The sequence below is a fragment of the Halomonas sp. 18071143 genome (assembly GCF_019211725.1).
GTDB classification, from domain to species: Bacteria; Pseudomonadota; Gammaproteobacteria; order Pseudomonadales; family Halomonadaceae; genus Vreelandella; species Vreelandella stevensii.
Window position 1 is genome coordinate 3,321,893 of record NZ_CP078120.1, and the last position, 15,253, is coordinate 3,337,145.

Consider the following 15,253-nt stretch of genomic DNA (forward strand, 5'->3'; position numbering starts at 1 on the left):
CGTGCGACAATTCTCCTTCACGCACACGACAAGGAGAGCAGCGATGCACGGCGACCCGGCAGCCCTCAAGGTACTGCAAGAAGTCTTTGGCTTTGAGCGCTTTCGTGGCCCCCAGCAGGCCATCATCGAGCACGTGACGGGCGGCGGAGACGCGCTGGTGCTGATGCCCACCGGCGGCGGCAAATCGCTGTGCTATCAGATCCCGGCGCTGCTGCGCGCCGGCACCGCCATCGTGGTCTCGCCGCTCATCGCGCTGATGCAGGACCAGGTGGCCGCGCTGATCCAGAACGGGGTGCGCGCCGCCTACCTCAACTCCAGCCTCGAGATGCATGAGGCGATGGAGGTGGAGAACCACCTGCGCGCAGGCGAGCTGGACCTGCTCTACATCGCACCCGAGCGGCTGGCCACGGCGCGCATGCAGATGCTGCTGGAACAGACGCGCATTGCGCTGTTCGCCATCGACGAGGCCCACTGCGTTTCCCAGTGGGGGCACGATTTCCGCCCCGAGTATCGCCAGCTCTCCCACCTGCATCAGCGCTTTCCCGACGTGCCGCGCATCGCGCTCACCGCCACCGCCGACGTGCCCACCCGGCACGACATCATGGAGCACCTGCAGCTTCAGGACGCCGCGCTCTACAACAACGGCTTTGACCGACCCAATATTCGCTACCATATCGCTGAAAATCAGGGCAATGCCAAAGAGCAGTTGCTGAGTTTCATCCGTGAGCATCACGACGGCGAGTCGGGCATCGTCTACTGCCTCTCACGGCGCAAGGTGGAAGAAACCGCCGCCTGGTTGGCGCGCCAGGGGCTCACCGCGCTGCCCTACCATGCCGGGCTACCCGCCGAGCAGCGCCAGCAGCATCAAACCCGTTTTCTGCGCGAAGATGGCGTGGTGATCGTCGCCACCATCGCTTTTGGCATGGGCATCGACAAACCCGACGTGCGCTTTGTGGCGCACCTCAACCTGCCCAAAAGCATCGAAGCCTACTACCAGGAAACCGGCCGCGCCGGGCGCGATGGACTGCCCGCCGATGCCTGGATGGCCTATGGCCTGCAGGACGTGATCACCCTGCGCCAGATGCAGCAGGACTCCAGTGCCGCCGACCAGCAAAAGCGCATCGAACAACAGAAGCTCGATGCCATGTTGGGGCTCTGCGAGATCATCAGCTGCCGTCGCCAGGCGCTGCTCCACTACTTTGGCGATTCGCTAGATGAGCCCTGCGGCAACTGCGATAACTGCCTCACCCCGCCTGACACCTGGGAGGCCACCGTGGCCGCGCAGAAGGCGCTGTCGTGTGTCTATCGCACCGAACAGCGCTTTGGCGTCACTTATCTGGTGGATGTGCTGCTCGGCAAGCGCAACGAGCGTATCAGCCGCTTTGGTCACGACAGCCTGAGCACCTTCGGCATCGGCCAGGAGCTCACCGCCAGCGAGTGGAAAGCGCTGTTTCGTCAGCTGATCGCCAGCGGCTATCTGAGCGTGGACATGGAGGGCCATGGCGCGATCAAGCTCACCGCCAACGCCAGGCCCATACTGCGCGGCGAGCAACGTCTCACCCTGCGCAAACCCAGCAAGCCTGCGCGACGCGGAGCCAAAGGGGCATCTGCCGCCAAGGGCCACGGCGTACTGTGGGAAGCGCTGCGCCAGCATCGCAAAGCGCTGGCCGATGCCCAGGGCGTACCCGCCTACGTGATCTTCAACGACGCTACCCTGGCCGAGCTGGTAGCGCAAAAACCGCAAACGCTGCAGGCGCTGGGCACTATCTCGGGCATCGGCGCGCGCAAACTGGCCGATTACGGCGAAGGATTTCTGGCGGTGGTACTGGCGCACCCCAATGAGCCCGAAACGCCCACCGACATCGGCAATAGCGCCATGGAATCCGCCACGCTGCTGCGCCAGGGGCTAACCCCCGAACAAGTCGCCGAGCAGCGCGGGCTGGCCGCCAACACGGTCTACCGCCATTTGAGCGATGCCATTCAAGGCGGCGAACTGAGCCTGGAAGAGGTGGTCAACCTGGACCCAGCAACCCTGGCGCAGATTCACGCCGCCTTCGAGCAGTTTCCAGGCCAGGGGCTGAAAGTGGTGTTCGAGGCGCTGGAGGGGCGTGTGGATTATTCGATACTGCACTGCGTGCGGGCTTCCATGGCTGCCAAAGGTTAGGCTTTTTACGCAAAGTCGGCCAGCGTCGGCAGTTTTCGTAAAAGCCTAGCGCCATCCTCGCAGATGCTCGCCCTGGGCAATGGCGGCGGCGTCGAACACGCCGGTATCCAGAATCCAGGCGGTGACCAGTGAGGCCGGGGTCACATCAAACGCCGGGTTCCACACCGGTGCATCGCTGGGCGCCCACACCACCTCGCCAAACGCGCCGGCAGCACCGCGCACCTCCGCGCCATCGCGCTGCTCGATGGGAATCGCCGCGCCGGTGGCGCAGGCGGGGTCGACCGTGGTGTAAGGGGCCACCACGTAGAACGGTACCTGATGGTAATGCGCCGCCACCGCCAGCATGTAAGTGCCCACTTTGTTGGCAAAGTCGCCGTTGGCGCAGATGCGATCCGCCCCCACCATTACTTTATCCACCTTGCCCGCCGCCATCAGGCTGGCCGCCATGCTGTCGGTGATCAGCTGGTAGGGAATGCCTAAATCGGCCATTTCCCAGGCGGTCAAACGGCCACCCTGGAGCAGCGGGCGGGTCTCATCCACGTAGACATGCAGCGCCACGCCGCGCTGTTTGGCGATGGCCAGCGCGCCAATCGCGGTGCCTACGCCCGCCGTGGCCAGCGCGCCGGTGTTGCAGTGGGTCAGCACCCGGTCGCCGGAGGCCAACAGGTCAGCGCCCCGTTCGGCCATGCGCTGACACAGCGCACGGTCCTCTTCGAACAGCGCTTGGGCACGCTCGGCCAGGGCGTCCGCGCCCTGGGCAAAGCAGGCTTCCATGGCGTCCAGGCAGTACATCAGGTTCACCGCCGTGGGGCGCGTCGCCCGTAAGCGGTCACTCACCCACTGCCACTCACTTTGCGGATGGCGAGCCGCATACTGGGCCAGTACGAACGCCGCGCTCAAGCCAATCAACGGCGCCCCGCGAATGGCAAGATGCTTGACGGCGTGCTGCCACGCCTCGGGAGAGTCGCAGCGCACCCACTCTTCGGCCTGGGGGAGCCGGGTCTGGTCCAGGTATTCGAGGGCGTCGGCATGCACTCGTAAACTGCGTGACTGTAACGTAACCATGAAGGGCTCCTTGAGGTCTTGAACCGGTGAACTCAGCGCGCGGCTTATCAGGCGCGAAGCTTATCATATAGAATGATGCCCATTGGATGAGACGATACAGGCCTTATGACTACCTTACACACCGAACTGCTGGACGCCATTGCCTGGGCAGCGCAGCAAGGCTGGACCCCCGCCACCGGCGGCAATTTTTCCGCGCGTACCGAGGCTGGTTACTGGGTCACGGCATCCGGGCGGGATAAAACCCGCATCCAGGCCGATGACCTGCTGCTCTGCGACCTGGAAGGCCGCGTGCTGGAAGGTAGCGGCAAACCCAGCGCCGAAAGCGACCTGCACGCCGCGCTGTACCGGCTAGACCCGACCATTCACTGCGTGCTGCACACCCACACCGTGGCCAGCACCGTGCTGTCGCGACGCTTTCCCGACGGCATCGAACTGAGCGGTTTCGAGATGCAAAAGGCGTTGGCGGGTAACGTGACGCATGATGCAACGATTCGCCTGCCGGTGGTGCCCAACTCCCAGGACATGGAGGAGCTGGCCAGGCACGTTCGCCAGGGCTGGCCGATGCCCTGGGGCTTTCTCGTGGCGGGACACGGCATCTACGCCGTGGGCGACAGCATTGCCAGCTGCCGCCGCCACCTGGAAGCCATCGAATTCTTACTTGCCTGTGTACTGGAAGAGAGCCGGTGGTCCCAATGAATCAATCAACCGTTCGCGCTATCGTGACCGATATCGAAGGCACCACCACCGATATCAATTTCGTTCATAAAGTGCTGTTTCCCTACGCCTACGCCAAGCTGCCTGACTTTTTGCGCGAGAACGCCGCCACGCCTGCCGTAGCCGAGCAAATCGACGCCGTGCGCAGCGACATGCAGGACCCCGAGGCTACGCTGGAAGCGGTGATTGCGACGCTGCTGCACTGGATCGATACCGACCAGAAAGTGACGCCGCTGAAAGCCCTGCAGGGCATGGTATGGGCCGACGGCTACCAGCGTGGCGACTTCACCGGCCACTTATACGCCGATGTGGCTCCGGCGCTGCGCCAGTGGCAGGCTGAGGGCAAGGCGCTGTACGTGTACTCGTCTGGCTCGGTGCAGGCGCAGAAGCTGCTGTTTGGCTACAGTGACGAGGGAGATTTGACCCCGCTGTTCAGCGGCTACTTCGACACCCATATTGGCCATAAGCGCGAGGCTGCCTCTTATCAGCGTATCCTCGACACCCTTGACCTGCCGCCCGCATCGGTGCTGTTCTTGTCAGATGTCGTCGAAGAGCTGGATGCCGCTGAACAGACGGGCATGCAAACCCGGCAGTTGGTACGTGAAGGCACCCAGCCGGGAACACATCACGCCTGCGTCGCACGCTTCGACGAGATTGCCGTCTAGCGGCAACGGTTGACCATTGCTTATTTCAGGAGTCATTGATGTCACAACTGAAAGTCTTTGCCGATCAAAACCCTAACGATGCGCTTCTGGATACCACGGACGGCGCGCAAATCGCCGCCGAACTGAACCGCGTGGGCGTTCTGTTCGAGCGCTGGGCAGCGCCGGGTGAGATTGCCGACGATGCCACCCAGGAAGAGATCCTGGCGCTCTATCAGGAAGATATCGACCGGGTCAAAGCCAAGGGTGGCTACCAGACCGTCGACGTGCTGCACATGGTGCCCACCCACCCGGACAAGGAAGCGATGCGCCAGAAGTTCCTGAACGAGCACCGCCACCATGAAGACGAAGTTCGCTTCTTCGTCAAAGGCCAGGGGCTGTTCTGCCTGCACATCGACGACAAGGTTTACCAAGTGCTCTGCACCCGCAACGACCTGATCAGCGTGCCCGCCAACACCCCGCACTGGTTCGACATGGGCCCCGAGCCGGAATTCACCGCGCTGCGCTTCTTCGACAACGTGGAAGGCTGGGTACCCCACTGGACCGAAAGCGACATCGCCGGGAAGTTTGATCGTTTAGATCAGCTTTGAGCGATGAAGGGTGAAGGGTGAAGGGTGAAGGGTGAAGGGTGAAGGGTGAAGGGTGAAGGGTGAAGGGTGAAGGGTGAAGGGTGAAGGGTGAAGGGTGAAGGGTGAAGGGTGAAGGGTGAAGGGTGAAGGGTGAAGGGTGAAGGGTGAAGGGTGAAGGGTGAAGAATAAACCGTAGCGCGGCGTAAGCGATAGCGCACCCGCGAAGCACCGCACAGCGGTGCCGAAGATGCCACCGAGAGTTGATCGATCACTCTGGCCCCACCTAGGCGGCTACCGCCGCCCCCGCGGGTGCCTCATTTGCTCGTGCCGAGCAAGATTCGTTACGCCGCGCTACGGCGTTTCTCCAAGCTCAAAATGGGCACCCGTAGCGCGGCGTAAGCGATAGCGCACCCGCGAAGCACCGCACAGCGGTGCCAAAGATGCCACCGAGCGTTGATCGATCACTCTGGCCCCACCCAAGCGGCTACCGCCGCCCCCGCGGGTGCCTCATTTGCTCGTGCCGAGCAAGATTCATTACACCGCGCTACGGGGCTTCGCCAAACTCAAGCAGGGCACCCGTAGCGCGGCGTAAGCGATAGCGCACCCGCGAAGCACCGCACAGCGGTGCCAAAGATGCCACCGAGCGTTGATCGATCACTCTGGCCCCACCCAAGCGGCTACCGCCGCCCCCGCGGGTGCCTCATTTGCTCGTGCCGAGCAAGATTCGTTACGCCGCGCTACAAGGCTTCTCAAAACTCAAGCAGGGCACCCGTAGCGCGGCGTAAGCGATAGCGCACCCGCGAAGCACCGCACAGCGGTGCCAAAGATGCCACCGAGAGTTGATCATTCACTCTGGCCCCACAGGCGGCTGCCGCCGCCCCCGCGGGTGCCTCATTTGCTCGTGCCGAGCAAGATTCGTTACGCCGCGCTACGGCGTTTCTCCAAGCTCAAAATGGGCACCCGTAGCGCGGCGTAAGCGATAGCGCACCCGCGAAGCACCGCACAGCGGTGCCGAAGGTGCCACCGGGAGTTGATCCTCCACAGCGGCCCCACCCAAGCGGCGGCTGCCGCCCCCGCGGGTGCCTCATTTGCTCGTGCCGAGCAAGATTCGTTACGCCGCGCTACGGCGTTTCTCCAAGCTCAAAATGGGCACCCGTAGCGCGGCGTAAGCGATAGCGCACCCGCGAAGCACCGCACAGCGGTGCCAAAGGTGCCACCGAGCGTTGATCCTTCACTCTGGCCTATCCAGGCGGCTGCCGCCGCCCCCGCGGGTGCCTCATTTGCTCGTGCCGAGCAAGATTCGTTACGCCGCGCTACGGCGTTTCTCCAAGCTCAAAATGGGCACCCGTAGCGCGGCGTAAGCGATAGCGCACCCGCGAAGCACCGCACAGCGGTGCCGAAGGTGCCACCGAGCGTTGATCCTTCACTCTGGCCTATCCAGGCGGCTACCGCCGCCCCCGCGGGTGCCTCATTTGCTCGTGCCGAGCAAGATTCGTTACGCCGCGCTACGGGGCTTCTCAAAACTCAAGCAGGGCATCCGTAGCGCGGCGTAAGCGATAGCGCACCCGCGAAGCACCGCACAGCGGTGCCGAAGATGCCACCGAGCGTTGATCCTCCACAGCGGCCCCACCCAGGCGGCTACCGCCGCCCCCGCGGGTGCCTCATTTGCTCGTGCCGAGCAAGATTCGTTACGCCGCGCTACGGGGCTTCGCCAAACTCAAGAGGGGCACCCGTAGCGCGGCGTAAGCGGAGCGCACCCGCGAAGCACCGCACAGCGGTGCCGAAGATGCCACTGAATCAATGGAAAGACGCTTACAACACCGTTTTCTGATTGAACGTTTTGGCGAGATCCGTCAGCGCGTCGAGGTCTCGGTAGGCTTGCGGTTCCATGATCAGCGTTTGGCCCATCAGCACGTTGCGTGCTTCCAACTCGGCGCGCAGGGCAGTGTCTTCGATCTCTTCGAAATCGGCATTGTGGGCCAGCGACAGTACGCGGCGATGCATTTCGATGCCGCAGTAGGCCAGCGCATCTTCACGAATCTCATCCAGCAGGGCATCGCAGGCGTCGTCGGCGCTGTTGCCCTGCTCTTCGAATAGCGACCTGGGGAACAGAATACCGGTCCGCTCGGTTTGCCAGAGGTGACGAAACTCCTCATCGAAGCGGGTAAAACAGTCGCTGATCACCGAGAGAATCCAGGCTTGATACGCTTCCAGCTCGTCTGCCTGGCGGTGGGCTGGCTGGCTGAAGTAGGCCATGAAGAAATTGGCCACGGCCATGCCCAGGTCGAACGCCAAGGGGCCATACTGGGAAAACTCGGGGTCGATGACCCGCACGCTGGTGTCGGTGGCCATGATGGAGCCGGAGTGCAAATCACCGTGCAGCATGGTTTCGGTGTTGGCAGTGAACTTCATCAACAGCCGCTGCACTTTGGCTTTCAAAGGCGCATTGCGGCGCAGTGCGTCCACCACGGGCGAGAGCTCGGGCGTATGGCGGTTCATCTCGGCGCCGTAGTAGGGGTCGGTGAACACCAGTGATTCGGTAATCGCGGGGATCGCGACGTTGCCCGAGAACAGGCCCACATCGGCTTTTTTCGGTTCTTCGTCACTTCACGTGGATTTGGCCTGATCGAACAGGCGGCCCACCGGGCTGCCAATCAGGTAGATCATGGCAATGAAGTTGGCTTCGTTCCGGTAGCCGCGTGCGCGTGACCGAGCCGCCTGGAACAGGCCGTTCATGCCTTCCAGTCGTGCGTTCGTCAGCCCCGAGATCCAACGCCTGACCACTGCCTCTGCATGTCGCTCCAGCGTCGCCAGGGCCTTGCCCATTGGCTTCAGAAGTGGCTTCTCCGAGACCGCCGCTTTCATGACCTTGAGGTAGTTCGTGATGCGCCACCGAGCCGATCGCGGCGTCGGAGCCTTCTGGATCCAGCGCAGCTTCTCCTTGATCACCCAGGCATCAGACGTCGCGCTCTGATCGGCCACCAGTTCCTGGAGTGCCGCCAGCTGCTTGGGCGTCAGGTTCTCGTTGTCCAGGCTCTTCAGCAGGGCCCAGCGCAGCGGCAGGGTGGCCCTGCTCGCGGCGCTCTTTTTTGCGCACTTCGTCCAGTCGCTTGGTGAAGGTCTGCACGATATGGAACCAGTCGACCGTGACCTCGGCCTTGGGGAGGTTCTCGGCCACGCCGCTGAGGAAGGCTGGTGACATGTCGCAGACCACCTCGACCACGTTGTTGGGGTCGCCGCCATGAGCCGCCGGGGCGCTGAATGCCTCGATGGCCCCCTTGCCATGGCCTGGGACGGCGAAGATCACGGGCTCCTGCTTGCGCTGCATATCAAGGAACACCGTCACGTACCGCTGGCCACGCCGGGAGGCGGTTTCATCAACGCCGACAGTGGCCACACTGGACAGGTCCAGCTCCCCCAGCATGCGGCCTACGTAGTGGTGCACGATGCGCCACAGTCGCTTGTCGGTGATCTCCAACTGCCGAGAGACCGCCAGCACGGGCATCTCTTTGGCCAGCGACATGGCCGCTTGCTCGAACAGCAGGGTGAAGTCGCTGCCCGGGCGCGCCCAAGGCACTTCGATGCGCTTGACGCCATGCTCGGGGCACTTGGTGCGGGGCACTCGGGCGTGCAGGTAGCAGTGATGCTGGAAGAAGTTCAGGTGCCGCCAGGTCTTGTCGGCGAAGTCGTGAGCCGGACAGGCCTCGCTGCATTCAGGGCAGGGGTAGAGGCTGCCACGCTCGGCCTCGACGTAGAGGTCCAACCGGTGGGGCGATACGGAGGTATCCAGGTGCTGGTCCTTGAGAATCCAGGGCGCTTGCAGGCCCAGGCCGAGGGCCAGAATCTGGGTGCCATCCATGCCATACCTCCTATCGTCGTAGAGGTCATATCCTGGCCCAGCTCAGGGGGCGAATTCCACACCCAACGACGAAGAGCCCTTTTTTCTCTGGGCTGGCCATGGAAAGCTCCGAACCGCGAAACGCCGTGCGGGCGCAGAATTCACCGATGGCCTCCCCTAGCTGGGCCACCCGCTCGCCGCTGATCAGCTTGCGCCGCAAAATCACGTGCGGGTGAAGGTACTCCATCACGATCAGCGCCTGGGGCTTGTCGAAATGGTACACCTCTGGGGCCACGCCAGGCGCACGCTTGGCCTGGCGCACCAAGGCGTAGTATTCGAAATGGGCGCGATAGAGCGGCAGCGGCCAGCTCTCGCCGACCATGCGCACGTAGGGCAGCGCCTGCTTGACCACCACGCTACCGGTGCTGCCGGTGACGATGAATACCAGATTGAGGTTGCCATCGCCCACTTCACGGATCTGCCACTGTGTCGGGTCGCCACCCACGCGGCGGGCGACCGCTTCCACTCCCCCCAGCCGCTGGCCAAGGGTGTCCACTGCCAACGCCTGATAGCTTTGCTCGTCTGCCACGTTCAATCCCCCACCTGAAATGGTTGTGTGTTTGTCATACCGCGCGGTGGTTGTCAAATTCATGGCGGCTTCTTGGCATGACCGACTGTCCGGCCAGGAAAATGTTAAACAATGCAACACCTCTGGATAACTCTTGTAGCAGATTTATAGTAATACCTGACCAACCCAATCAGGTATTCCTCCCACAGGTACTCCATCATGAAAAACAACGGCCCTGTTACCCAAGTGGAACACCCTCTACGCGATGATGATGTGCTGATCTCCAAAACCGACCGAAGCAGCCACATCGCCTATGCCAACCATCGCTTCGTCGAGATTAGTGGCTTCGACTATGAGGAGCTGGTGGGTTCACCACACAACATGGTGCGCCACCCTGACATGCCTGCCCCGGTGTTTGCCGATATGTGGAGTGACCTCAAGGCGGGCCAGTACTGGACCGGGCTGGTCAAGAACCGGCGCAAGAACGGAGACCACTACTGGGTGCGTGCCAACGTGGTGCCCATCCGTGAAAACAATCAAATCACCGGGTTCGTGTCCATTCGGGTAAAACCGGAAAAAGCGGAAGTGGCCGAGGCGGAGCGTATTTATCAAGACATTCGTGAGCAGCAGGGTCGCTACACGGTCAAGCACGGTGAGATCATGGCGCGTAACCCGCTGAAGCGCTTGGCAAGTGCCGCCTGGTGGGCGCCGCGACTGGCCAGCATTTCCGGCGTTCTGATGACGCTGTTCACCACTGGGCTACTGATGGCGGGATGCGCCTGGTGGCTAAAGGGCCACGTGGCCACCTCGGTGACCCTGCCACTGGTGATGATGGTGCTGGCCAGCGGGCTGCTGCTGAGCGCGCTACAGTGGCGCCAGGCGCGTCGGTTGCGTCGCTTCCTGCACAAAGCCAACGACTTTGCACTGCAAATCGCGGCAGGCGACCTGAACGCTCAGGTCCCTACCGTGGGCAACAAAGCCATGGACAACACCCTGGCCACCATGAACTTCATGCGCCGTTCGCTGGATGCACTGATTGGCGACCTGGACCAGCGGATTGCCCGGGTCATGCCCTCGGTGGAGGAGCTGTCGCGGCATAACCAGGCCATGGGCCATCGAGTGGATCAGCAGGCCTCTGCGGTGCAGCAAACCGCTGCCAGCGCCGAGCAGATCGCGTCTACCGTTCGGCAAAGTTCGGAGAATGCCCAACTGGCCAGCCAGGCGTCGGTGGGTAACGTGGGCGAAGTGGACAAGGCCGTGGCCATCATGCAGGAACTGGATGATGCCATGGAGGGCATTACCAGCACGTCCCAGGACATGGCAGGCATCGTCAAGACCATCGACCATATTGCCTTCCAGACCAATATTCTGGCCCTGAACGCCTCCGTCGAAGCTGCCCGGGCCGGTGAACATGGCCGAGGCTTTGCGGTGGTGGCCGAAGAAGTACGCCGCCTGGCCCGTCAGTCAGCCGAGGCAGCCCATCAGGTGCAGACACTGATCGAAACGGCCCGCCAGCGCATCGAGGCAGGCCAGCACAAGGCAGGCTCTGCCGGGGATGCCATGGGCCGAATCCGTCAGGCGAGCCACAACGTCAACGACTTGATGGAAGAGATTCGCGCCGCCGCCCGCGAACAGAGCGAGGGCATCGCTCAGATCAGCCAGGCCATCGCTCAGATCGACCAGGGCACCCAGGAGAGCGCGACCAGCATGGATGCCTACATCAATGCCGTCGACCTCCTCTCCAGAGAAGTGTCTCACCTGGCCCACAGCGCCCACGCGTTCATGCCTATCGGCGAACGCCAACCCCCACTAACGACCCTTCAGGGCACGCAGCCACGCCAAAATAACGTGCTGGCTCTGCCGCCGCGCAAGCCTGCACCCAGCCCACTCGCCAGCGCGGCGTCGTTCTAGACGGTCAGCTTTCTGCCAGGGGAGTCATGCAGACGCGGTTACGCCCCTGGCGCTTGGCATCGTAAAGCGCCTGATCGGCTGCCATGAAGAGTGCCGTTTCCTCTTGCCCTGCGGTGGGCTGCATGGCGGCCACCCCGATGCTCACCGTCACGTTGGCATCAGGGCCACACCCAGCATGCGCAATGGCCAGCGCTTCGATACTCTCACGGATACGCTCTGCGGCCTGACGTGCCGTATGCGGCTCGGTGCGAGGCATCAGAATCACGAACTCTTCACCGCCATAGCGCACCACCAGATCGTCGGATCGGCTGTTGGCTTGTAACGCGGCGGCCACCTGACGAAGGCAAAGGTCTCCTTGCAGGTGGCCGTAATAGTCGTTGTAGGCTTTGAAGTGGTCGATATCGATCACCATGATGGCCAAATAACGCTGTTCCAATTGGGCCACCTGCCAGTGCGCGGGAAAAATGGCATCGAATTGGCGGCGGTTGGCGATGTCCGTCAGTGGGTCGGTCACCGAGAGTCGCGTCAACTGATGATTGGCACTCTGCATATTGCCGGCCTTGATTTTTTCACGCATCAGCAGCAGAAAAGAGATCCGCATGCTGTACTCCAGGCGGTAGTTGGCCATCAACGTAAACACCGCCTTGACCACGATAGCAAACATGGCCAAACGCTTGGCCTCGACCGGCATCAACTCATAGTGAAATACAAAGGCGCCCATGATGGCGATACTGATCACCGAGGAGACCAGGGCGTAAGGAAAGCGCAATGAAAAGACGATGTTTCCAGCCAACAGGATCAGACCAAACGAGAAGACGTCCAGGTAGGAGTACGGCGAGCTGGAAATGTAGAAAATGGTGCTGGAGCCGATCATGGCGATCACGACCAGCCCTGCCATCAGCGTTTCACGCAACCACGGCGGCACCCCACGGTAGACCCACCAGAAAATCGCCAGTGCCATGGGCAGTAAAATGACACCGCGAATCACCACGGAGGCCAGAAACGCTTCGGGTCGCAAGCTGTAGTCGTTAATCAGAAACAGGGTATAGATCAGTGCAGAAACCAGCCCCATGATCACCAGGTGCCGTTGGCGTGCCTGGTGTGTTTCCTGTTCGAAGAGTGCCTCCACCTCCTGCCTGAATCGTAAGCGGCAGCGTGGTCTAAGTTCATGCTCGATGGCGTCCAGCAACCTGTCGCTATTCATTATCATTGCTCCCGCGCTGCCCAAGGGTAATCGCTACCATTTTGGTGAGGCGTTCGTTTCATACGCTTGCTTGGCATTCGATTGAGTTTGCCATCTCTCGGTGGCTGCGTCGCCTGCAGGGCACGTTGGCGAATCCAACGCGTAGAGGTTTTCAGCACTGGTCAAGGGCGCTAAAATGCCGCCCTTTCTCAACTCGCCATGTTCTTTTCTGGGGCCTCTGCTCAAGGTGATCGCCCCTCAGCTCTCTTCCTCGAGGCCCATTATGTCCACACCCAAGGTCGGTTTTGTTTCGCTAGGCTGCCCTAAGGCACTGGTCGATTCCGAGCGCATCCTGACGCAGCTTCGTACCGATGGTTACGAGATCGTACCCACCTACGACGATGCCGATGTGGTGGTCGTCAATACCTGCGGTTTCATCGACAGCGCCAAGGCCGAGTCCCTGGACGCCATTGGCGAAGCCATTGCCGAAAACGGCAAGGTGATCGTGACTGGCTGCATGGGGGTGGATGAGTCCGTGATTCGCGACGTGCATCCCAACGTTCTGGCGGTGACGGGCCCACAGCAGTACGAGCAGGTGGTGAACGCCGTGCATAGCGCGGTGCCCTTCGTCAGCGAGTACGACCACCGCATCGACCTGGTGCCCGCCCAGGGCATCAAGCTGACGCCGCGCCACTATGCCTACCTGAAGATTTCCGAAGGCTGCAACCATACCTGCAGCTTCTGCATCATTCCCTCCATGCGGGGCAAGCTGGTCAGCCGCCCCGTGGGTGAGGTGCTGCGCGAAGCCGAAGCCCTGGCGCGGGCCGGAGTGAAAGAGCTGCTGGTGATCTCCCAGGACACCAGCGCCTATGGCGTCGATGTGCGCTACGTGGAGAACGAGTGGCACGGGCGCCAGGTCAAAACGCGCCTGACCGAACTGTGCGATGCGCTGTCCGAGCTGGGCATTCGCGTGCGCCTGCACTACGTCTACCCTTACCCTCATGTGGATGAGCTGATTCCGCTGATGGCCGAGGGCAAGATCCTGCCGTACCTGGATATTCCTTTCCAGCACGCCAGCCCCAAGGTGCTCAAGGCGATGAAACGCCCCGCCTTCGAAGACCGTACACTGGAGCGCATCAAACGCTGGCGCGAGCAGTGCCCCGAGCTGACCATCCGCTCGACCTTCATCGTCGGCTTCCCCGGTGAAACCGAAGAAGATTTCCAGTACCTGCTGGACTGGCTGAGCGAAGCGCAGCTGGATCGGGTGGGCTGCTTCCAGTACTCCCCGGTAGAAGGTGCCCCCGCCAATGAGCTGGGCCTGGCGCAGGTACCCGATGACGTGAAGCAGGACCGTTGGGAGCGCTTCATGGCCCACCAGCAGGAGATCTCGGCAGCTCGCCTGCAGGCCAAGATCGGCCGTGAGATCGAAGTGCTGGTCGACGAAGTGGACGACGAAGGCGCCATTGGCCGCAGCGAAGCCGACGCCCCGGAAATCGATGGCATGGTCTATCTGGAAAGCCGCCATGCGCTGCGCGCCGGCGACCTGGTCAGAGCACGCGTCACCCATGCCGACGAGTACGACCTGTGGGCCGAGGTGATCGATACCCCCCAGCCGCTGAACTTTGTCAATAACATCGTCAACGCGGGCTGATGCTATCCCAGTAGGGCGGGCTCCCAATGACCTGCTCCAGATGGGTCATGAACACCGAGACCTTTGACGAGCGAAGACGGTTGTCTGGATAAATCGCATAGATATTGTCCAGATGACCGTCGTCGGAGGCTTCCCACTGCGTCAGCAAAGGCACCAGCGTTTGCTGACGCAGTGGCTCAAACAGCAGCCACGAGGGAAACATCACCACGCCCTGCCCGGCGATGGCCGCTTCCACCAGGCTTTCGGCATTGTTGGCCACCAGATTTCCCGCCAAAACATGGCGCACCGCACGCGCCTCTTCAAACGCCCGAAAATGCCATGACTGCGTCCCTTTGCTGCCTTTGTAAAGCAGGCAGTTATGCTGCCCGAGCGCATGGGGTGTCGCTGGCACGCCCTTCTCCGCCAGATAACTCGGCGCAGCACACACGATGAAACGCTGGCGAGCAATGCCACGAGCCACCAGGCTGGAGTCTGCCAAGGCTCCCACGCGAATGACCACATCGGCCCCCTCCTGCACGGGATCGATGAAACGATCTTCCAGCGTCAAATCGACTTCGATTTCAGGGTAGCGCTGCTGAAACCGGGCCAAATGGGGGGCGATATGGCGCCGACCGAACGCCACGGGCGCATTGATTCGAAGCACCCCGCGAGGGTGCCGAGCCACTCCCATGACTTCCTCGGTGGCAAGCTCCAGTCGCGCCAGCGCCTCGTGCACTTCATGAAAGTAACGTTCCCCTGCCTCCGTCAGCTTGACGGCTCGCGTATGGCGATAAAGCAAACGCTGGCCCAGCGCTTGCTCCAGACTGGCGATGTGCCGCGACGCCGAGGACGTCGGCAACCCATAGTAGCGTGCGGCCTCTGAAAAACTGCCGCTGGTAGCCACGCGAACAAACAGCCGCAGTGCCAGCAGGCGAATCGAGTTGTCCAA

General features: G+C 62.0%; 11 protein-coding genes and 1 pseudogene. 6 read left to right on the forward strand and 6 right to left on the reverse strand.

Annotated features, from left to right (window positions below; genetic code table 11):
• The first annotated feature begins 43 nt into the window (after nucleotides 1-43).
• Complete coding sequence (gene recQ, locus KVY02_RS15645) at nucleotides 44-2,164, forward strand: DNA helicase RecQ (RefSeq protein ID WP_218313874.1); 2,121 nt, start codon at nucleotides 44-46, stop codon at nucleotides 2,162-2,164.
• 45 nt (nucleotides 2,165-2,209) lie between these two features.
• On the opposite strand, the gene mtnA is transcribed toward recQ, so the two are convergent.
• Nucleotides 2,210-3,229 (reverse strand): S-methyl-5-thioribose-1-phosphate isomerase, encoded by a 1,020-nt coding sequence (mtnA, locus tag KVY02_RS15650; protein ID WP_100731343.1) that lies wholly within the window; start codon nucleotides 3,227-3,229, stop codon nucleotides 2,210-2,212.
• A 105-nt stretch (nucleotides 3,230-3,334) separates the two neighbouring features.
• Between mtnA and mtnB the strand changes: the two genes are divergently transcribed.
• The 3 genes from mtnB to KVY02_RS15665 are packed head-to-tail and all read left to right on the forward strand — an operon-like array spanning nucleotide 3,335 to nucleotide 5,195.
• Nucleotides 3,335-3,925 carry a methylthioribulose 1-phosphate dehydratase gene (gene mtnB, locus KVY02_RS15655; protein ID WP_100731342.1) on the forward strand — a complete coding sequence of 197 codons (591 nt, stop codon included), beginning with the start codon at nucleotides 3,335-3,337 and terminating at the stop codon, nucleotides 3,923-3,925.
• On the forward strand, nucleotides 3,922-4,608 hold the full coding sequence (gene mtnC / locus KVY02_RS15660) for an acireductone synthase (protein WP_218313875.1): 687 nt from the start codon (nucleotides 3,922-3,924) through the stop codon (nucleotides 4,606-4,608). The genes mtnB and mtnC overlap by 4 nt, the downstream gene beginning before the upstream one ends.
• Nucleotides 4,609-4,646: 38 nt before the next feature.
• Nucleotides 4,647-5,195 carry a 1,2-dihydroxy-3-keto-5-methylthiopentene dioxygenase gene (locus tag KVY02_RS15665; protein ID WP_039175169.1) on the forward strand — a complete coding sequence of 183 codons (549 nt, stop codon included), beginning with the start codon at nucleotides 4,647-4,649 and terminating at the stop codon, nucleotides 5,193-5,195.
• A gap of 1,791 nt (nucleotides 5,196-6,986) precedes the next feature.
• Here KVY02_RS15665 and KVY02_RS15670 read toward each other — a convergent pair.
• From KVY02_RS15670 to KVY02_RS15680, 3 genes and pseudogenes are all read right to left on the reverse strand, one after another.
• Nucleotides 6,987-7,754: a phosphotransferase gene (locus KVY02_RS15670; protein ID WP_256357517.1), complete on the reverse strand. Its 768-nt coding sequence runs from the start codon at nucleotides 7,752-7,754 to the stop codon at nucleotides 6,987-6,989.
• Nucleotides 7,755-7,781: 27 nt separating this feature from the next.
• Nucleotides 7,782-9,033, reverse strand: a pseudogene (locus KVY02_RS15675) (ISL3 family transposase).
• A 25-nt stretch (nucleotides 9,034-9,058) separates the two neighbouring features.
• The gene (locus tag KVY02_RS15680; protein WP_256357518.1) at nucleotides 9,059-9,664 is read right to left on the reverse strand and encodes a phosphotransferase; all 606 of its coding nucleotides are present in this window, start codon (nucleotides 9,662-9,664) and stop codon (nucleotides 9,059-9,061) included.
• Between the two features lie 135 nt (nucleotides 9,665-9,799).
• Here KVY02_RS15680 and KVY02_RS15685 point away from each other — a divergent pair, with 135 nt between their 5' ends.
• Complete coding sequence (locus tag KVY02_RS15685) at nucleotides 9,800-11,491, forward strand: PAS domain-containing methyl-accepting chemotaxis protein (RefSeq protein WP_081138677.1); 1,692 nt, start codon at nucleotides 9,800-9,802, stop codon at nucleotides 11,489-11,491.
• 4 nt (nucleotides 11,492-11,495) lie between these two features.
• On the opposite strand, the gene KVY02_RS15690 is transcribed toward KVY02_RS15685, so the two are convergent.
• Nucleotides 11,496-12,695 (reverse strand): GGDEF domain-containing protein, encoded by a 1,200-nt coding sequence (locus tag KVY02_RS15690; protein ID WP_218313876.1) that lies wholly within the window; start codon nucleotides 12,693-12,695, stop codon nucleotides 11,496-11,498.
• Nucleotides 12,696-12,957: 262 nt separating this feature from the next.
• On the opposite strand from KVY02_RS15690, the gene rimO reads away from it, so the two are divergent.
• On the forward strand, nucleotides 12,958-14,325 hold the full coding sequence (gene rimO, locus KVY02_RS15695) for a 30S ribosomal protein S12 methylthiotransferase RimO (protein WP_039175167.1): 1,368 nt from the start codon (nucleotides 12,958-12,960) through the stop codon (nucleotides 14,323-14,325).
• Here the strand turns inward: rimO and KVY02_RS15700 are convergent.
• Nucleotides 14,312-15,253 (reverse strand): LysR family transcriptional regulator, encoded by a 942-nt coding sequence (locus KVY02_RS15700; protein WP_256357519.1) that lies wholly within the window; start codon nucleotides 15,251-15,253, stop codon nucleotides 14,312-14,314. The two genes, rimO and KVY02_RS15700, sit on opposite strands and share 14 nt — an antisense overlap.